Origin of the sequence: Paenibacillus sp. LHD-38 (genome assembly GCF_031157315.1) — a bacterium.
Classification (GTDB): Bacteria; Bacillota; Bacilli; order Paenibacillales; family Paenibacillaceae; genus Pristimantibacillus.
The window spans coordinates 135,276-154,746 of sequence record NZ_JAVIFU010000013.1; the positions used below are offsets into that span (position 1 = coordinate 135,276).

A 19,471-nucleotide genomic window follows, 5' to 3' on the forward strand; every position below is an offset into this window, starting at 1 on the left:
ACAAAAACCCTCCATCCGCGTTCAGCCTAAGCTGAGCCGTATGAATGAAGGGCTTTCTGTCATGTTCGGCAAGCTAATGCAATTCAGCAATCGGCGAAAAATATTTTTTCATTTAATTATTCAGCTTGCGCTGCCTGTTTAATGATTTCTACCACAAGCTCGGTCGTTTTAACTAAGTCTTCGACCTTAATTTGTTCTTTCGTTGTATGAATATGTTCATAGCCAACGGCCAGATTGACAGTAGGAATGCCTAAGCCGTTAAAAATATTCGCATCGCTGCCTCCGCCCGAGTGGAACGTGCGCGGTGTGCGACCGATAGCAATGATCGCTTTTTTCGCCAGCTGTACGACCGGATCCTCATCATCATACTGATATGCCGGGTAAATTACTTCACTCTCCAGCTCTCCCCGCGCCCCAAACTCTTCCGCTGCGCTTTCTACCGCTTTTCGCATCGCTTCGATTTGATTGTCCAGCTTATACTGTACGATACTTCTCGCTTCAGCATCCAGCTTTACATAATCACACACGATATTTGTAGCGCCTCCACCTTCAAAACGGCCAATGTTCGCAGTTGTCTCCTCATCGATACGGCCAAGAGGCATTCTTGCAATCGCTTTTGCCGCAACTTGAATAGCACTTATGCCATCCTCTGGATTGACTCCTGCATGGGCCGAACGACCATACATTTTAATCGTTACCTTCGCTTGTGTCGGTGCTGCTACAGCAATATCCCCTATCGCTCCGTTCGAATCCAGGGCATACCCAAACTTCGCTTCTAGCTTTGATGAATCCAGAGCGCGAGCGCCCAGTAGTCCTGATTCTTCACCGACTGTAATAACAAATTGAATGCGCCCATGCGGCAGCGATTGCTCCTGTACAACACGTATAGCCTCAAAAATCGCAGAAATACCGGCTTTATCATCCGCGCCTAAAATCGTCGTGCCATCGCTCCGTATGTAACCATCCGCATCCAATTGCGGCTTAATGCCAACGCCTGGCGTAACGGTATCCATATGACAGGTGAAAAATATAGTTGGCGCTGCTGCTTCCGTACCTTCAGCTTCCCATATGGCAATCATGTTTCCTGCTCCATGACCTGTCTTAGCTGCCGCATCATCTTCACTAACCTTTAAGCCCAGCGCCTCAAATTTTTGTTTAAGCACACGGCTGATTTTTTGTTCATTTTTCGTTTCGCTATCCACTTGTACTAATTCCATAAATTCATTCACTAATCGGTCTTTTGCAATCATTAACGTTTCCTCCGTCCATTACTTTCGTATACAATAGAGTAAATGACAAGCTCAGAACATTCGATGATGTTCCAAATCAAGAAAGGGGTTTTCCTAATGCGCAGACAACGTTTGATTAGACTCGTTGCCATTTTAGTCGTAACCGCACTCATTGTAACAACCTTGTTGGCCGGTATTGGCTCGCTATTTCTTTATTAAATCCAATTCACATTTAAATTCTCTGACAAAATGAGGGAGCAGCTGCTTGGCCGCTTCCTCTACCGATAGCTCGAGACCCGTTAAATCATTGAAGGAGGTTACACCGTATTGTTGGATTCCGCAGGGAATGATCCCGCTAAACCCCTCCTTAGCAATCCCCGATTTAATATTGAGCGCAAAACCATGACTTGTAATAAAGCCCCGCCGACGCCGGGCTTTATTAAATTTCACTCCGATGGCTGCAATCTTGAGATTGCCAACCCACACTCCTGTATATTCCGGCTTTCTGCCCGCTTCTATTCCATACTCGCTAAGCCAATTAATAATGACCTGCTCCAGGCTTCGCAAATACGCATGTAAATCAAGACCCTCAGCTTCCAAATACAGAAGCGGATAGCCCACCAGCTGTCCTGGACCATGATACGTAATATCTCCGCCGCGATCGATTTGGAACAACGTAATCCCGCGTTCCTTTAGCTGTTCCTCATCGAGGAGCAAATGTTCTGGATGCTTGTCGGAGCCCATCGTATAAGTAGGCGGATGCTGAAGAAGGAGCAGCGATTGTTCCCGCTCCTCCTGGTCTATTTGCTTTACGTATGCTTTTTGCAGCTCCCACGCCTGTGCGTAATCGAGCATGCCGATATAATGGGCATCCAGCCGTCTCAAGCTTATTGCGTCAGCCGCTTCAGCCATGATGGTGTTCCCCTTTTCTAGTACAATTTGCTTTCTAAATTAAAACTTTCCAAATTATCCTTAACGCGCTGCAAGAAACGTCCGCAAATGACACCGTCCAAAATCCGATGATCAAGAGATAAGCATAAATTAGCCATGGAACGAACCGCAATCATATCATTAATGACAACAGGACGCTTCACGATCGATTCAAACGTTAAGATTGCAGCCTGCGGGTAGTTGATGATCGGATAGGACAAAATCGAGCCAAACGAGCCTGTATTATTAACGGTAAAGGTACCGCCTTGCATATCAGACAAGGTCAGTTTACCTTCTCTTGTCTTACGGGCAAGCTCTTCGATTTCTTTAGCCAAACCTGCAACGTTTTTGTGGTCGGCATTTTTGATAACGGGCGTAAGCACGGAATCTTCCGTTCCTACAGCTAGCGCGATATTGATGTCACGCTTCACTATGATTTTGTCTACCGCCCACATCGAATTCATGATCGGCACATCTTTAATTGCATTTACGACTGCTTTGAGCAAGAATGCTAAATAAGTTAAATTAATGCCCTCACGCTTCATAAAGTCGTCCTTAAGCTTGTTTCTAAGCAAAACAAGATTAGTCACATCCACTTCAATCATCGTCCAAGCATGTGGAATTTCAGTCACGCTTTGTCTCATGTTGCGTGCAATCGTATTGCGAATAGGCGTTACATCGATAAAATTATCGCCGCGGCCTGTTCCGGACGCACCCTCCACCTCGATTTTCGGGAACCTTGGTGTTTCCGTCAAGTGAAGACCAGAGGATCGAACCTGTGCGGCTGCGTCTACCGTACGCGGCGCAGGCGCTGCGTTATTTCCGCCTGATGACTGACTTCCCTTGCCTGCACCTGCTTCAAGATACGCAAGAACATCCTTGCGTGTAATGCGCCCGCCTAAACCTGTCCCGGGAACATCGGTCAGACGGATTGCATGTTCGGCTGCCAGCTGCTGTACGGCAGGTGAGAAACGATTGCGCATAGGGGCGTCTTCTACTACAGCTTCGTTTGTTTGAGGTTGTGCTGCATGTTTCGATGGAACCGACTTGGTCTCCTGACCGGCACCATCTGCGGATCCTTCTGTTTCGATAATGCAAATAGCTGTGCCAACTGGAACAGTCTCGCCTTTGCTTACCAAAATTTCCACGAGCTTGCCTGCAACGGTAGAAGGCAATTCCGCATTTACTTTGTCTGTAATAATCTCGCAGACCGGTTCATAGATATCGACCCAGTCACCTGGCTGCTTCAGCCATTTATCAATTGTGGCCGATACGAGCGATTCCGCAAGCTGCGGAACGACGATTTCCGTCATAGTTTTCATAATTCACATCTCCCTACTGGCCCAAGCGTAAACGGCTACTGCCGTCCTCTGGCGGCGCAGCATACGTTTCGCGGTGACATATAAGCTTAAACCTTATATCTTCGAGAATTCTAATAAAGCGCTAGCTGACGCATCGCTTCTTTTACTTTTTCTTTATTGAGCATAAAAAATTTCTCACCTGGCGGGTTGATCGGCATCGCCGGTACATCTGGTCCGCATAGTCTCATAATCGGTGCATCCAGCTCGTATAGCAGCTCTTCGGCTATAATTGCGGACACCTCAGCACCAACGCCGCCTGTCTTATTATCTTCGTGGATAATGAGCACCTTGCCTGTTTTCCGAACCGCTTCCAGTATCCCCTCTTTATCGAGCGGCTGAAGCGTACGCAAATCAAGAATATGAGCGCTTATGCCTTCACCTTCGAGCTCAGCCGCAGCCTGCTCTACAAAATGAAGCGGCAGACTATAACCGATAACGGTAATGTCGTCACCTTCGCGAAGAACATTTGCTTTCCCGATTGGAACAATATAATCATCATCGGGAACCTCGCCTGTGATGAGTTTATAGCATTTTTTATTTTCAAAATAAAGCACCGGGTCAGGATCACGTACAGCAGCCTTCAGCAAGCCCTTTGCATCATAGGCCCGGTATGGAGCAACGATTTTGAGACCAGGCGTACCAAAAAACACGGACTCCGGACATTGCGAATGATACAATCCGCCAAAAACGCCGCCGCCGATTGGCGCGCGGATAACAAGCGGACAAGTCCAGTCATTATTAGAGCGGTACCGTATTTTGGCCGCTTCGCTAATAATTTGATTCGTCGCCGGAAACATGAAATCCGAATACTGCATTTCCGCAATTGGCTTCATGCCGTACATTGCCGCACCGATCGCAACGCCAGCAATAGCTGACTCTGCGAGCGGTGTATCAAGCGTGCGCAGCTCGCCGAATTGCTCCTGCAGACCTTTGGTCGTTGTGAATACGCCGCCCTTAAGTCCAACATCCTCCCCGAGTACGAAGACATCCTCATCGCGTTCCATTTCTTCCTTCATCGCTTGCCGAATGGCGTCAATATATTCGATTACTGCCATTATTCCTTACCTCCTTGCTCAGCATCATCCGCATAGACATGCAGCAATGTAGATTCCGGCGTCGGGAACGGCGCTTTGTCGCCATATTCAGTAGCCTCATCAAGCAGCTTGCGAATTTTGGCTTGAAGCTCAGTCTCAAGCTCCTCGTTCCAAATACCGCAATCTATTAAGTATTGTTTATATTTAGGTATGCCGTCTTTCGCCCGGTTGAGATCAACCTCTTCCTTCGTGCGATAAGCCAGATCATTATCTGAGGTTGAATGTGGAGAGATCCGGTACATTAACGCTTCAATTAGCGTCGGGCCTTCACCAGCAATGGCGCGCTCACGCGCATCCTTGACTACGCTGAAAACTTCAAGCGCATCGTTGCCGTCTACCTGGAAGCCGGGAAAGCCATAGCCGATCGCACGATCAGCGACCGTTCCTGCCAGCTGCTTATGTACAGGCACCGAAATGGCGTATTGATTATTTTCGCACATGAAAATAACGGGCAGCTTGTGTACGCCTGCAAAGTTGCAGCCTTCATGAAAGTCGCCTTGATTGCTTGAACCTTCACCAAAAGTTACAAAGCTGACCAGTGACTTATTTTTCATTTTCGCAGCAAGCGCTATGCCCACCGCATGCGGTACCTGCGTGGTTACTGGACTTGAACCTGTTACGATTCTGAGCTTCTTAGAACCGAAATGGCCCGGCATCTGGCGCCCGCCGCTGTTTGGATCTTCTGCTTTGGCAAATACTGATAACAATAAATCACGCAGCGTCATGCCAACAGAGAGCACAAAGCCATAGTCACGGTAATAAGGTAAAAAATAATCGTTTTCACGATCAAGCGCGTAAGCTGCGGCTACCTGAGCCACCTCTTGGCCTACTCCAGAAACGTGAAAATTAATTTTGCCGGCGCGCTGCAGCAGCAGCATGCGCTCATCAAACTTACGTGCGGTCACCATAGTTGCGTACATATCAATTGCTTGCTCATCGCTAAGCCCTAATTCCAAATGACGAACATTTTGCCCAGTGGAAGCAGATTGGGTCATAAGGTGTTCCTCCTTTTTTCAACTCTATTATAACCTGGTACTAAGACTTGATCATATATATTATAACTCCATTTGATTCAAAAAGAAAACAGTCTTCCTTAGAACGATATTGCATTGCCATCAACCGCAAGCATCGCTTCACCAAGCGCCTCTGCAAGCGTCGGGTGTGGATGGATCATTTGTCCGACCTCCCAAGGCGTCGCGTTTAGTACGCTTGCCAGCGCAGCCTCTGATATCAAATCAGTGGCATGGGCGCCTATCATATGAACGCCAACGATGTCATTCGTCTTCCGATCGGCAATTACTTTTACAAAGCCATCTTTCTCTCCTAATACGAGAGCTTTGCCGATCGCTTGGAACGGTATTTTTCCCGTTTTAATATCATGGCCCTTCGCCCGGGCTCCATCCTCTGTTAAACCGTAGGAAGCTATTTCAGGACGAGAGTAAATACATCTTGGAATGAGATGCGCCTCTACAGCTGCCGGCTTCTCACCGCATATATGCTCAACAGCAATTAGCCCCTCGTGTGCAGCAGCATGCGCGAGCTGAACGCCGCCTATGACATCACCGATCGCATAAATATGCGGCTCGCTCGTTTGACCGAACGCATTGACTTCAATCATTCCGTTTATTGTGCGAATATCCGTATTTTCAAGGCCGATTCCTTCCACATTCGCTTGACGGCCAACAGAAACCAGTAGTTTCTCGGCCGTTAGCACGACATCTCCATCCGTAGTAGCAGCTACGATAGAAACTTCGCCGTTCTCACCTTTATACTGGTCAGTTTGCAGCTGTACGCCTGTAAGTATGCGTACTCCCCGCTTGCTCAAAAGTCTAGTAAGCTCCGCAGACACCTCAGTGTCCTCACCTGGCAGCAAACGCGAACCCGCCTCCACCAACGTGACTTGTACACCGAAATCCTGCAGCATTGAAGCCCACTCAACGCCGATTACACCTCCGCCGACAATAATGATTGAGCTGGGCAGCTCGTCCATCACAAGCGCTTCGTCACTAGACATAATGTATTCACCATCCGGTATCAAACCTGGCAGTGAACGGGGTCTTGAGCCTGTCGCGATAATGAGATTGGTTGAAACAACCGATTCCATTTCTCCATCTGGCAGCTCAACCGCCAACGAACCGCTGCGAGGTGAGAAAATGGAAGGTCCGATTACTCTTCCTTTGCCTTGAATAATTTGAATCCCGTTTTTCTTCATCAAGCTTTGAAGTCCGCGGAACAGCTGATCTACCGTTTGCGCTTTGCGGTCCTGCACTTTCCCGAAATCCAATGAAATAGCTCCGTCAGCGACTTGTATGCCATATGAGCTTGCTTCAAGTAAGGTTGTATAAACCTCAGCACTGCGCAGCAGCGATTTACTTGGAATACATCCTTTATGTAGGCAAGTGCCTCCGAGTTTGTCCATTTCAATAATCGCAACCGATTTCCCTAATTGAGCAGCACGAATGGCCGCCGTGTATCCGCCAGGTCCGCCCCCGAGTACTGCTACGTCTACCTGTATTGCCATAATATCATTCCCTCCGTTATTACCTTCAATATATGCTGGTGTTGCCTATTCTTTTCATCCCCAGAAGTGCCCATTGGCATTGTAACATGACATTCATCCCTATTGTACCTGTTTTTACCGCTGAAGGCATCGTCGTTTATGAAATAGACACTCTTAGCTTAAAAAGGTATGATAGAGCTAACTGTATATTTTGACCGATAAGGAGACACTGTATTTATGAAATTAGTTGCTGCCCGATTTATTGCAATCCTCATGTTGGTAATTCCCGGCCTGCTTGCATGCTTTGGTTTTTTAAAAATGAAAGATTCTATATTCGTTTATTTTTCTGAATTTGGTGACACAACCATTACGCCTGATTTTGAATGGCTGAAATTTTTACTCGGCTTTATTATGTTCGCGGCAGGCGCAGGCTTTATCGCAGGCTGGACTTTTTTCCGGGATCGAAAACGCAATTATGTAGCTCCACGCTTCAAACAGAAGCGACCTCGCCCGCCAAAACCGCAAAGCTAATTTATTAATAACTTAAACCGCCAAACAAGGATCTAAATGATCCCTGTCTGGCGGTTTTTTTCATTTGCTTGCATGTTGATGGCTACTCCACGTAATCCAGCATCTGCAAATATGCTTTGGGTACCATATAGGAAGCAGCAAGTTCTGTCTTGTCTGACATCAAAAACATTCTGACTAGCGAGCTGCTTGTTTGCATGTAGTGCGTATAGGGCGATAAATAAATCGTATCCGCCATCGTCGTATTTCGGATATATTGCTCAAGCTGCAGCTCATATTCAAGATCCGTCGCATTCCGGATACCCCGAATGACTACGTTAATATCATGTTTATTAATATAATCCGCTACTATTCCCTCATAAGGAATAATTTGCAGCTTTTCGTCCTGTGGAATGGACAACGCAACAAGCTCTGTTCGCTGTTCAATTGTAAAATGATGTCTTTTTGAACGGTTGTTTGCAACTATAATGTGAACCTCGCTAAATAATTGAAAAGCTCTCTCGATAACAGATACATGGCCAAGCGTAATGGGATCAAAGCTCCCTGCATATACCGCTCTCATCCTGTCACCTCTATTCGATTAATTTACATTGCGATGATGATTATTAAATAAAATTACATTTGTCAGCATTCCATTTTATGATCTCTAAATACATCAGGATTATGATAAGACTATCCTAAGAAGAAGAGGTGCAAAGATGATCATCGTGTTCGACGTTACCGTAGATGGTAAAGTAAAAGAAACGATTCAGCCAAAGACACAACGCCTAAAAGAAATTCATAGCTTTATAAAAGCAGAATCTACAGGATTAATCAAGAAATATGGAAGCAATGTTTATTTAAACCGAAGAGTTGTTTACAACTAAGGCATACTGACAGGGCCTTTTTTTGTTTTTACGGAATCTATTTTCATATCGCATTAAACAGAAAAAACCGAGACAATAATTGTCCCGGCCTCCGTCGTGATATCAGTATCGTTCACCTTCAAGATCTGTAACCCCTTACAAATCCCCCTCTTACTCTCAGCTTACTTTATGCTCAATCCGCAGCTTATCAGCCACCATCGCAATGAATTCCGAGTTCGTAGGTTTTGATTTGCTAATATTGATTGTATAACCGAACAGGTGTGAAATACTGTCGATATTGCCGCGCGTCCAAGCGACTTCGATCGCGTGACGGATCGCACGTTCTACGCGGGATGGTGTTGTTTTGAACTTTTCGGCGATAGCAGGATAAAGTGTTTTGGTAATTGCGCCAAGGATTTCGATGTTGTTGTACACCATCGTAATGGCTTCACGCAAATATTGGTACCCTTTAATATGCGCTGGTACACCGATTTCATGAATGATGCTCGTAATATTTGCATCTAAATTTTTTCCTTTAGCAATGGGAACAACATTTGACTTCAGCGAAGAGGAGCTCGTCGTGAAGCTGCCTGTTGAGGAATACGTTGGATTCCCAGCCAACTGACGTATGCGATTAGCTAAAATATCCATATCAAATGGCTTTAAGATATAATATGAGGCACCAAGCTGTACCGCTTTTTGCGTAATATTTTCTTGACCAAAAGCAGTCAACATAATGATTTTTGGCATTGGGGATAAATTCATTTCTTTCAAACGCTCGAGAACACCCAGTCCGTCTAAATGAGGCATAATAATATCAAGGATAAGTACATCTGGAATCTTTCTTGTTTCCTCCAAATGTCTAAGAACCTCTTCTCCGTTGTACGCGACTCCACTCACACTCATATCACTTTGTTCTGATATGTATTCCGATAACAGGTTAGTAAATTCACGGTTGTCATCTGCTAATAATACTTCGATCTTATGCAAGTTGTGGTCCTCCTCTAAATGATATTGATGATTACGCTCACTAGTTGTCTGCTTAAAGTTTTCGACATGTGGAGTTGAATTCCTTCTGTCGAAAATTATTTTTCTTTATTTTTTTGTGGCGATTCGATATAATAAAAAATTTATTACATGGAATGATCCGATTCGTTCTTCTTCGACAAAATTCATGGCCATTCCGTTCATTCACGCGGTTTTTAATTTAGCTGGTTTTCTTCATAAAAAAACGTCTGCTTTAGCTTAGTATCAGCTTAAGCAGACGTTTTGTTATCAAACGTTAATTATGCAGCTTCACCGATATATCCATTTGCTGATTTCAACAGTACACCTGCATCTTGAAGCATCCACTCGATAAAGCAGCCATAACCAGAAGAGGGATCATTGACGAATACATGGGTTACAGCTCCAACTAACTTGCCATCTTGTATTATGGGGCTGCCCGACATTCCTTGAACAATACCACCGGTCTTACTCAACAGACGCTTGTCCGTTATTTTGATAACCATGCCTTTCGTTGCCGGACCAGATTGCTTGGATACGTGAACGATCTCGATATCAAAGCGTTCAACCTTCTGTCCATTCACAACAGTCAAAATTTGCGCCGAACCTTCTTTCACATCTTCGGCAAATGCGACGGGAACCGATTTCTCGCTGTAGCTATGCGTTGGAACTTCATTCATTTTGCCGAAGATACCAAATGGAGTATTACGCTCCACATTGCCTAATATTTTGCTTTCTTTCACAAAATGTGCTCTTTTTTCTCCCGGCTCGCCATTTTGGCTTTTGTTAATAGACGTAACGCTGGACTGTAAGATCTGGCCTTCTCCAACATCGATAGGGGTTTGCGTGTCCATGTCTGTAATTACATGCCCGAGTGCTCCGTAAACTCCTTGATCAGGAGCATAAAAAGTCAGCGTGCCTACTCCCGCAGCCGAATCACGGATATACAAGCCTAATCTCCAAGCCTTATCCTCCGCATCAAAAACGGGGTTCAGGAGCGTTTTGTTTAACTGCCCGTCTCGCTTGTAAGTGACCTCAAGCGGCCGCTTATCATTGCCAGCCTTCTCACTTAGCTCTGCAACCCTGTGAACTTGATTAATGCTTGTTCCATTGATCTTCACAATCAAATCACCTAGACGGAGTCCTGCGGCCTCGCCTGGGGATTGTTTCATCCCGTCACTTCCAGCCACTTGATGATGACCTACAACTAAAATGCCGGATGATTTGACTTTGACGCCAATCGTTTGACCTCCTGGAATAACACGTAAATCAGGTACCACATTAACTTTTACAGTTTTAAATGGAATTTTACCAAATAATTTCACTTTCATCTTGGTTTGACCGCTTTGACTCGATTGAAGTGACAGTGGTTCGTTCAAATTTACGGATAAAGAATGACTGGTTGATCCGTTAATCTGAAGCATTTGTGGGTCGACCGTTACTTCTGCATGAACGGGCACTCCGTATTGTAATCGTTTCAGCTGCCCGGAGAATAAACGAAGTTCATTCGGGATTGCGGCAAAATGTTGAAACGGTGTGGAGCTTCCGATCACGCAAATGAAGAAAACGAGAACTAGGCCAAACCATCGCTTCCTTTGACTGGAGTTCAATGATTTCACGCTCCCTGTAATTCCATCGCATGACGAAAAAGGTTAAGTCGCCATTGGCGTACCTTTAAGTTACCCTCACCCGCATGTTTTATGTCCGCAAAAAGATTCCCGAATTGGCTTCCATTACGCCCCCTTCTGTCTATGAGCCAAATCAAGCATTTCTTGTGCATGATGCCTTGTTTTTTCCGTAACTTCCACACCGCCGAGCATACGGGCAAGTTCATCAATGCGTACTGTATCAATCAGCTCGCTAACGGAAGTCGAAGTTCTTGCTCCAATAACCTGTTTGCGAATTTCATAATGATGATCGGCCATGCATGCCACTTGAGGCAAGTGAGTAATCGAGAAAACCTGGCACTTTAATGCGAGCTTAGACATTTTCTCTGCAATGGCTTGTGCTGCCCGTCCGCTAACTCCGGTATCAACCTCATCGAAAATAAGCACAGGGACTTGATCGATTTCCGCAAAAATACTCTTAAGGGCGAGCATAATTCGTGACATTTCTCCACCGGAAGCAATCTTGCTTAGCTGCTTCATCGGTTCGCCCGGATTAGTGGAGAGCATGAATATCGCTTCGTCCATGCCATTCGAATGAAGACGAATTTGCTTCGTCTCACCGGAGCCTCCGACAGTGGTATCAATTTGGACACAGAACTTCGCTGATGGCATTTGGAGCTGTCTCAGCTCATTCTCAATCGCCTCAGACAGCTTTGTAGCAGCATGTTCTCGCAGCTGAGATAATTCCTGAGCTAATACCAAAGCCTGATCGTACAGTTTTGTTTCTTCTAGACGAAGCTCCTCAAGCAGCTGGTCTCTATTTTCTATTTTGTCGCGATCAATTATTGTCCGATCTAAATAAGCCAAAATATCTGGAATCGTCTCGCCGTATTTACGCTTCAAACCATTGATCAAATCAAGCCTGTCTTCCACTTGGGAAAGCTGATCAGGATCAGAATCAATTCCATCTCTATAGTCGCGCAGTTGGAATGCAGCATCCTCTGCTTGATAAAAAGCAGATTGCAGCTGTTCTAGCAACGGGTTTAATTTAGCAGGATCATAGGTTTGTATATCGATCAGTTTCGCAACTGCCTTACTAACCATATCAAGCCCTTTGCCTCCATAAAGCAAATCATAGGCTTCAGAAACCGAATCCATTCTTTTCCCCGCGTACATTAGCTTGCGCCGTTCTTCAGCTAGCAATTCATCCTCTTGCGGCTTTAGCTGTGCGTTCGTGATCTCCTCTATCTGAAACCGATAAAGATCAAGCATTTGTACATTATGTCTGGTCGAGTTTTCTAAATCCCGTAGCGAAGCCCTTGCCTGTTGCAAACTACTGAATACGCTGCGATAAATCTGTTTGCGTTCGATGAGCAAATCGCCGGCAAACAGATCAAGCCACTCCAAATGCTGCTCTGTACGAAGCAGCGATTGATGCTCATGCTGGCCATGTATGTTTACAAGACATTCGCCGATTTCCCTTAGCATGGTCATTGTAACGAGCTGCCCATTCACTCTGCTGCTGCTCTTCCCGTGTGCTGAAAGCTCTCGTCTAATGACCAGCATCTCTTCACATGAAGCATGTACGCCCAGTTTGTTAAGCACGCCCCATACCGGATGGTTGCCTTGAAGATCGAATAAGGCCTCCATCTCGGCCTTGTCACAACCATATCGAACCATGTCTGCGGAGCCTCTGCCGCCTACAAGCAAGCTAAGTGCATCAATTAATATCGATTTGCCTGCACCTGTTTCTCCTGTCAACACATGAAAGCCATGATGAAAAGTAACGTTCACTTCTTCAATTACCGCTAAATTCCTTATAGACAACTCACGCAGCATGGTTAAATACCTCCCTTAGTTCAACAGCTCAAGTATTCGTTCTACGACTTCGCCGCTTTGCGTCTTCGTCCGGCAAATCATCAAAATTGTATCATCTCCGCATATTGTACCCATAACCTCTGACCACTCCATGTTATCAACTAATGCGCAAATCGCATTCGCAGACCCAGGCAGACACTTCATCACTACGAGGTTATCTGTATAGTCGATATGTACAAAATGATCAAACAAAGCACGCTTTAGCTTATGGATCGGATTTTGTTTCTGATGCTCATGAGGAATGGAGTACTTGTACCTTCCTTCACCTGCAGGAACTTTGATGAGCATTAATTCCTTCATATCACGAGAAACGGTTGCCTGAGTCACTTGCATACCTGAACCGCGAAGTGCCTCCACCAGCTCCTCCTGCGTCTCAATTATGCTATTGGTAATAATTTCTTTGATTCGATACTGACGAATCCCTTTCATGCAAAAACCTCCGTGAATTATTATTCTGAGATGTGAAACGTGATTTTTCGAATGAGCTTTTCTTTCGCATCCACGAACAAAACACCGTCGCATTCCGGGAGAAGGAGCGAATACACGAGTAATCGGTCTCTCACTCCGCTTGGCGTCCAATCGATCGGCATGCGATCACGCGCAGTCTTCACGATGAACGTGCGATTATCCATTTCCGCAATATAGTCAATATATAACCGACTTCCCTTCCCAAGCGGAATATCATTCAGCTTGATCGGTATCGGCACTAAATGCTTGCCTGAGCTTACCTTATATCCTGCTTGCTCCAACAATATAATATTTTCATCATCTGCCGCAAGCGCGCCGCCTTTGCCTAGCTTTAAACGATTAACGCTCGCAGGTTCATGCAGCCAACGGTGAAAGACCCTAAACAGCCAGACCAAAAATAAACCGCCTGCAAACAGCATAATTATTAAATCCCCGTACGTCCCCATAAGCATCCCCCATTCGTAAATGGATTGTTATCTTAATCGTTCGCTATGCTGGGGGCTTTTTCCTTTATGCGGAGACTACCGAACGTTTGTTTGCTTTTCTATAGTTTATCAAAAGGTGCATACTGCTGTAAAGTAAAAAAGATGCCGGCAGCTAAAACACTGCTCGACACCTTCCTAGTTAACTATTATTTATTCGTAGTAAAGGTTTCATTCGCTTGTTTGACTAAATCAGCCAACGATTCATCGTTTGGAATTGCGGCATTCGGCTCAGCTGACCAAGTCCAATAAGCCAAAAACTCGATATTGCCTTCTCCTCCAGTAATTGGAGAGAAGGTGATATTCTGCAAAGAATAACCAAGCTCCGCTGCAGTAGTCAAAACCGTTCGGAGCACATCTCTATGCACGCCGGAATCGCGAACGACGCCCGATTTACCGACTTTCTCACGGCCGGCTTCAAATTGCGGCTTAATTAGCGCGACAATGCCGGAACCAACCGACAATAATGTAGATAATGCAGGCAATATATGCTTTAACGAAATAAAGGATACATCAATGCTTGCAAACGTTGGCTGCGGACCTAACAAGTCAGCAGGCTGTGTATACCGGAAGTTGGTACGTTCCATAACGTGGACGCGTTCATCTTGTCTAAGCGACCAATCAAGCTGATTATAGCCGACATCAATCGCATAAACATAGGATGCCCCGTTCTGGAGTGCACAATCCGTAAAACCGCCTGTCGAAGCACCAATATCAAGCATTACGCGGCCGTTCAACTCAATCCCGAATACCCGTATGGCTTTCTCAAGCTTCAAGCCCCCACGGCTAACATAAGGATGAAGTGCGCCTTTAACCTTTATGTCCGCTGTTCTAGGTACTTTCATCCCGCTTTTGTCAACAGGCTCATCATTTACAAGAACAAGACCCGCCATCAAAGCGGCTTTTGCCTTTTCCCTGCTTTCATAGAAGCCGCGCTCAACCAGCAGCACGTCTATCCGTTCTTTCGCTGTTGTTGTCATCTTTCTCCCTCAGTCGTCACTGTTGTCCAGTAACCCGCTTCATACGCCTTGGATGCATTGTTTTCAATTCGGTAGCCACTCGCTCAGCAGTTAACCCGATTTCTTTTCTTTGTTCCTGGATGGTTCCATGCTCGACAAATATATCAGGTACGCCTATGATCCGAATTGACAATCCGTAAATGCCTTTGAGTGAATAAAATTCCAGCACCGAGCTTCCAAAACCGCCAAGCTCAGCATTCTCTTCCAATACGATCATATGCTTGCCCTCAGCTGCCAGGGCTAGAAGCATTTGTTCGTCAAGCGGCTTAATAAATCGTGCATTTACAATTTGAACGTTAATGCCTTCACGCTTGAGAAGTCCTGCAGCTTCTTCGGCAACTTGAAGCATAGGTCCGATGGCTAATATTACGCCTGAATCACCTTCGCGTACCGTTTCCCATTTTCCGATAGGAAGTGCTTGGGGATTAGGATCCATCTCTACGCCTAAACCCGCGATTCGAGGATAACGTACAGCGATCGGTCCGTCGTCGTAATCGACGGCTGTCTTAAGCATCTGTCTAAGCTCATTCTCATCCTTAGGCATCATAATGACCAAATTGGGAATATGTCTCAAAAAAGATATGTCGTAAACGCCATGATGCGTTTCGCCGTCCGGTCCAACAAACCCCGCACGGTCAATCGCAAAAATAACATTGAGATTCTGACGGCAAATATCGTGAACGACCTGATCGTATGCACGCTGCAAGAATGTCGAGTATACAGCAAACACAGGCTTCATGCCTTCCATGGCAAGCGCCGCGGACATTGTTGCCGCATGCTGCTCAGCAATTCCGACATCTATCATCCGGTTCGGGAATTTTGCCGCAAAAGGAAGCAAGCCAGATCCGCCCGGCATAGCCGGCGTAACAGCTACGATCCGATCATCCTTCTCAGCGAGCTCGATTAGCATTTGACCGAATACGTCCGTATATACCGGCGGGCCTACAGCCTTAACGACTTGGCCGGACTCAATTTTGTATGGAGTAATGCCATGCCATTTGAAAGAATCGGCTTCGGCAGGCGAATACCCTTTACCTTTAACCGTTAATACATGAACCAGTACAGGTCCAGGCATCGAATCGGCTTGTTTCATAATATCGATCACTTGCTCAATATCGTGACCGTCAACTGGTCCAAGGTATGTGAATCCAAACTGCTCAAACAAAATGCCGCTGACAAGCAAATATTTCAAGCTGTCTTTGAACCTTTCAGCCGTCTTGGCCAGCTTGCCGCCAATTGCCGGAATTTTGTTCAATAACTGCTGAAGCTCGTCTTTCGCTTTATGATAATGACGATCTGTTCGTATTTTCCCTAGGTAATGATGCAAAGCACCGACATTCGGCGCAATGGACATTTCATTGTCGTTCAAGATAACGATCAAATCTTTTTTCTCATGACCGATATGATTAAGCGCCTCTAAAGCCATACCGCCAGTAAGGGCGCCATCGCCGATTACGGCAACTACGCGATTGCTTTCACCTTTCAAATCACGAGCTAGCGCCATTCCCATTGCCGCAGACAATGACGTGCTGCTGTGGCCGGCCTCCCAAACATCATGTTCGCTTTCAGCACGTTTGACGAAACCGCATAACCCTTTATATTTACGCAGCGTATCAAACCGGTCCATTCGACCAGTTAAAATTTTGTGCACATATGATTGATGTCCAACATCAAATATGAATTTATCTTCAGGACTGTTAAATAAATAATGCATGGCTAGGGTCAGCTCTACAACTCCTAAATTCGGAGCGAGATGACCACCCGTAACGGAAAGCTTCTCAATAAGGAACTGACGGATTTCAGCGGCCAGTTGCTCTAGTTGAGCGGTTGACAAAGCTTTCAAATCTTGAGGTCCGTTAATCTGGTCAAGCAGCACGTTACTTTCCTCGCTTTCGCGGACAGCTAATATATACCGTCCCATGAACATCTACATTTTTCCTATTATAGCATACTGCGATTTTTTTCCCAACCAAAATGGAAAAAGCACTTCATTCTCAATGGTCCCGTTGAACGAGATAGTCCGCAATTTCAAGAAGTCGGTCTGGCATTTTAAACTCTGCTTCCAGTATGGACGACTTTGCTTCTTGGGTTAATCGCTCAACCTGAGCTTTGCTCTCTTCTATTCCGATAAGGAAAGGATAGGTTACCTTATTTTGTGCAACATCGCTATTCGTTTTTTTACCAAGCTTTTGCTCGTCTCCAATCAGATCGAGAATATCATCCTGAATTTGGAATGCAAGCCCGATATTGCGCCCATAACGAGCAAGAAGCTCAAGCTGTTTCTCCGTCGCCCCTCCGATACGGCCCCCTGCCGTTACCGAGAAAGCGATCAAATCGCTTGTTTTGTGAAGATGAATATACTCCAGTTCTTCAATGGAAGTAATACCTTGCTCGCCAAGCATATCGGCTACCTGTCCGCCAACCATGCCGGGTGCGCCAGCAAGCTTGGCTAAGTCCTCAACAATGGCAAGAGCAGTATCAGCGCCGATGCCTCCTTGACGTGCAGCCTGAGGAATAAGATGGAATGCGTGAGTAAGCAGCGCATCTCCTGCCAATATCGCCATGGCCTCGCCAAACACCTTATGGTTCGTCAGCTTGCCCCTGCGATAATCATCATTATCCATTGCAGGCAAATCATCATGTACGAGAGAATAAGTATGAATAAATTCAACCGCACAGGCAACAGGCATCGCAGCGTCAATGATTGTCGCTTTGCCATGTACCGCTTCGGCAGCCGAGAGAACGAGGGCTGGTCTAAGACGTTTGCCGCCAGCTTCTAACGAATAAATCATCGCTTTCCTTAGTCGCTCGGGAACATCCCATGAGCTAGGCAACGATTGTTTAAGCGAAGCTTCAATTTGCTGCGCGCATTGCGATAAATACGTTTTTATTGCGACCTTCTCGTTCAAGCTTATTCCCCTTTATCCTCGTTCACGTCTGTAAACGGTTTTTTCTGAAAACCTTGCTCCGTCTCTATCAACAATTCAATCTTACGTTCAACTTGCTCAAGCTTGCCCCCACAAAGCTGCGATAGCTTCATGCCTTCTTGAAACAGCTCGATTGCGGTCTCAAGAGGAACGTCGCCGTTCTCAAGTTTAGATACAATAGAATCTAATCTTTCCATCGCTTGCTCAAAAGTAAGCTCACTCTGATTCTTTGCTGCCATCCATCCGAGCTCCCCTCAATGAGTCTACATGACAATCCAGCTGGCCGTCTGCTACCTTCACCTTAACGATATCGCCAGGCTTCACATCTTGAATCGATTTAATCAATCGTTGTTCCTGCTCGTCATAAACAAGACTATATCCTCGTGACATAACCTTTAATGGACTTAAAGCGTCAAGCTGCTTCATCGTGCTGAAAAGCTTATGCTTGTTCTCCTTAACGGATATGCTCATGGCATGCTCCAACTGTTTATGTGCTGTCTGCCACCTTTTCGAGGCAAAAGCCACCCTGTCGCCGGGATGATGACCTGCAAGCGTCGTTTGTAATCTGGCGAGCCTTGTATGTCCACGATCGGTTATTCGCTTTGTACGCTGCTCCAGACGTTCTGTCAAACGATCCAGTCGTTCGGCCTGCTCCAATAAATACTTCCGCGGATATAAGAAAAAAGGTGAACGACGAATGCGCTGTAGTTTTTCCTTTTCGTCTTGAACACGATAACGAATACCTTGCACGAGCCGCTGCTGCTGACGGCGAAGCTGCTGCTGCAATTCTGCCGTACTCGGTACAGCAAGTTCTGCCGCAGCTGTCGGAGTCGCAGCTCGCAAATCCGCAACAAAATCCGCTATCGTAAAATCCGTCTCATGCCCCACAGCGCTGATTACCGGAATCACGGAAGCCGCAATGCTTCGTGCGACAGCTTCCTCATTGAAAGCCCAAAGCTCTTCCAGTGATCCGCCGCCTCGCCCAACTATTAATACGTCAGCCTCGCCAAAACGGTTCATTGCTTCTATCGCTTTAACGATAGCAGGCGCAGCCTGCGTCCCTTGCACCAACACGGGGTAGACAAAGATTGGTATTAAAGGATAGCGTCGTTGTAAGGTTATTATGATGTCTCTAACCGCCGCCCCTGTCGGAGAAGTAATGATCCCGATTGCACGTGGAAAAAGAGGAATTGGCCGTTTTCGAGATTGCGCGAAAAGCCCCTCATTACTCAGCTTGCTTTTCAGCTGCTCGAAAGCAAGATACAAGCTTCCAATTCCGTCCGGCTGCATGGAATTGACATAAAACTGATAATTGCCATCGCGTTCGTAGACGGAAATGTTACCTCTGGCAATTACCTTGGTCCCTTCTTTAGGGATAAAGGGAAGCCGCTGGTTTTGCGAGGCAAACATAATTGATTTTATTCGGCTGTCGCTGTCCTTCAGCGTAAAATACATATGACCGCTGGAGTGATGCGTGAAATTAGAGATCTCACCGCGCAGCCACACATCGCCTAGAAGCAAATCCGACTCCATTTTCATCTTAATGTAGCGGTTAAGCTCTTTTATGGAATAAATTCGAGGCTGATCTGCCATGCCTG

19 protein-coding genes are annotated in these 19,471 nt (G+C 45.9%); 2 read left to right on the plus strand and 17 right to left on the minus strand.

Going from position 1 to position 19,471, the window contains the following annotated elements; translation table 11 throughout:
* Window positions 1-116: 116 nt before the first annotated feature.
* The 6 genes from RCO25_RS13630 to lpdA form a co-directional block, all read right to left on the minus strand.
* Window positions 117-1,250 (minus strand): M20/M25/M40 family metallo-hydrolase, encoded by a 1,134-nt coding sequence (locus RCO25_RS13630; RefSeq protein WP_308996693.1) that lies wholly within the window; start codon window positions 1,248-1,250, stop codon window positions 117-119.
* Window positions 1,251-1,433: 183 nt separating this feature from the next.
* Entirely contained in the window at window positions 1,434-2,141 is a 708-nt protein-coding gene (gene lipB, locus RCO25_RS13635) for a lipoyl(octanoyl) transferase LipB (protein ID WP_308996694.1), read from the minus strand.
* 17 nt (window positions 2,142-2,158) lie between these two features.
* Complete coding sequence (locus RCO25_RS13640) at window positions 2,159-3,481, minus strand: dihydrolipoamide acetyltransferase family protein (protein ID WP_308996695.1); 1,323 nt, start codon at window positions 3,479-3,481, stop codon at window positions 2,159-2,161.
* Between the two features lie 110 nt (window positions 3,482-3,591).
* Window positions 3,592-4,575: an alpha-ketoacid dehydrogenase subunit beta gene (locus RCO25_RS13645; protein WP_308996696.1), complete on the minus strand. Its 984-nt coding sequence runs from the start codon at window positions 4,573-4,575 to the stop codon at window positions 3,592-3,594.
* A complete protein-coding gene (locus RCO25_RS13650) occupies window positions 4,575-5,609 on the minus strand; it encodes a thiamine pyrophosphate-dependent dehydrogenase E1 component subunit alpha (RefSeq protein ID WP_308996697.1) in 1,035 nt (344 codons plus the stop codon). The genes RCO25_RS13645 and RCO25_RS13650 overlap by 1 nt, the downstream gene beginning before the upstream one ends.
* Before the next feature lie 98 nt (window positions 5,610-5,707).
* Complete coding sequence (lpdA, locus tag RCO25_RS13655; protein ID WP_308996698.1) at window positions 5,708-7,135, minus strand: dihydrolipoyl dehydrogenase; 1,428 nt, start codon at window positions 7,133-7,135, stop codon at window positions 5,708-5,710.
* Between the two features lie 216 nt (window positions 7,136-7,351).
* Here lpdA and RCO25_RS13660 point away from each other — a divergent pair, with 216 nt between their 5' ends.
* On the plus strand, window positions 7,352-7,645 hold the full coding sequence (locus tag RCO25_RS13660; protein WP_308996699.1) for a DUF2627 domain-containing protein: 294 nt from the start codon (window positions 7,352-7,354) through the stop codon (window positions 7,643-7,645).
* 82 nt (window positions 7,646-7,727) lie between these two features.
* On the opposite strand, the gene coaD is transcribed toward RCO25_RS13660, so the two are convergent.
* Entirely contained in the window at window positions 7,728-8,204 is a 477-nt protein-coding gene (gene coaD, locus RCO25_RS13665; RefSeq protein WP_308996700.1) for a pantetheine-phosphate adenylyltransferase, read from the minus strand.
* A 136-nt stretch (window positions 8,205-8,340) separates the two neighbouring features.
* On the opposite strand from coaD, the gene RCO25_RS13670 reads away from it, so the two are divergent.
* Window positions 8,341-8,508, plus strand: coding sequence for a mechanosensitive ion channel protein MscL (locus RCO25_RS13670; protein ID WP_308996701.1), 168 nt, complete (start codon window positions 8,341-8,343; stop codon window positions 8,506-8,508).
* Window positions 8,509-8,664: 156 nt separating this feature from the next.
* Here the strand turns inward: RCO25_RS13670 and spo0A are convergent, their stop codons facing one another.
* The 10 genes from spo0A to xseA all read right to left on the minus strand — a co-directional run bounded on the left by spo0A (window position 8,665) and on the right by xseA (window position 19,466).
* Entirely contained in the window at window positions 8,665-9,477 is an 813-nt protein-coding gene (gene spo0A, locus RCO25_RS13675) for a sporulation transcription factor Spo0A (protein WP_308996702.1), read from the minus strand.
* A 296-nt stretch (window positions 9,478-9,773) separates the two neighbouring features.
* Window positions 9,774-11,102, minus strand: a complete 1,329-nt coding sequence (spoIVB, locus tag RCO25_RS13680; RefSeq protein WP_308996703.1) for a SpoIVB peptidase — start codon at window positions 11,100-11,102, stop codon at window positions 9,774-9,776.
* A 123-nt stretch (window positions 11,103-11,225) separates the two neighbouring features.
* Window positions 11,226-12,938, minus strand: a complete 1,713-nt coding sequence (gene recN / locus RCO25_RS13685; protein WP_308996704.1) for a DNA repair protein RecN — start codon at window positions 12,936-12,938, stop codon at window positions 11,226-11,228.
* A 15-nt stretch (window positions 12,939-12,953) separates the two neighbouring features.
* Window positions 12,954-13,406 carry a transcriptional regulator AhrC/ArgR gene (gene ahrC, locus RCO25_RS13690; protein WP_308996705.1) on the minus strand — a complete coding sequence of 151 codons (453 nt, stop codon included), beginning with the start codon at window positions 13,404-13,406 and terminating at the stop codon, window positions 12,954-12,956.
* 20 nt (window positions 13,407-13,426) lie between these two features.
* Window positions 13,427-13,891 carry a hypothetical protein gene (locus RCO25_RS13695; protein ID WP_308996706.1) on the minus strand — a complete coding sequence of 155 codons (465 nt, stop codon included), beginning with the start codon at window positions 13,889-13,891 and terminating at the stop codon, window positions 13,427-13,429.
* 185 nt (window positions 13,892-14,076) lie between these two features.
* Window positions 14,077-14,907: a TlyA family RNA methyltransferase gene (locus RCO25_RS13700; RefSeq protein WP_308996707.1), complete on the minus strand. Its 831-nt coding sequence runs from the start codon at window positions 14,905-14,907 to the stop codon at window positions 14,077-14,079.
* 16 nt (window positions 14,908-14,923) lie between these two features.
* Window positions 14,924-16,873 carry a 1-deoxy-D-xylulose-5-phosphate synthase gene (dxs, locus tag RCO25_RS13705; protein ID WP_374992109.1) on the minus strand — a complete coding sequence of 650 codons (1,950 nt, stop codon included), beginning with the start codon at window positions 16,871-16,873 and terminating at the stop codon, window positions 14,924-14,926.
* 67 nt (window positions 16,874-16,940) lie between these two features.
* Window positions 16,941-17,855 carry a polyprenyl synthetase family protein gene (locus RCO25_RS13710; protein ID WP_308996708.1) on the minus strand — a complete coding sequence of 305 codons (915 nt, stop codon included), beginning with the start codon at window positions 17,853-17,855 and terminating at the stop codon, window positions 16,941-16,943.
* A gap of 2 nt (window positions 17,856-17,857) precedes the next feature.
* The gene (gene xseB, locus RCO25_RS13715) at window positions 17,858-18,112 is read right to left on the minus strand and encodes an exodeoxyribonuclease VII small subunit (RefSeq protein ID WP_308996709.1); all 255 of its coding nucleotides are present in this window, start codon (window positions 18,110-18,112) and stop codon (window positions 17,858-17,860) included.
* A complete protein-coding gene (gene xseA, locus RCO25_RS13720; RefSeq protein WP_308996710.1) occupies window positions 18,090-19,466 on the minus strand; it encodes an exodeoxyribonuclease VII large subunit in 1,377 nt (458 codons plus the stop codon). Before xseA ends, xseB begins: the two co-directional genes overlap by 23 nt.
* Window positions 19,467-19,471: the final 5 nt, after the last annotated feature.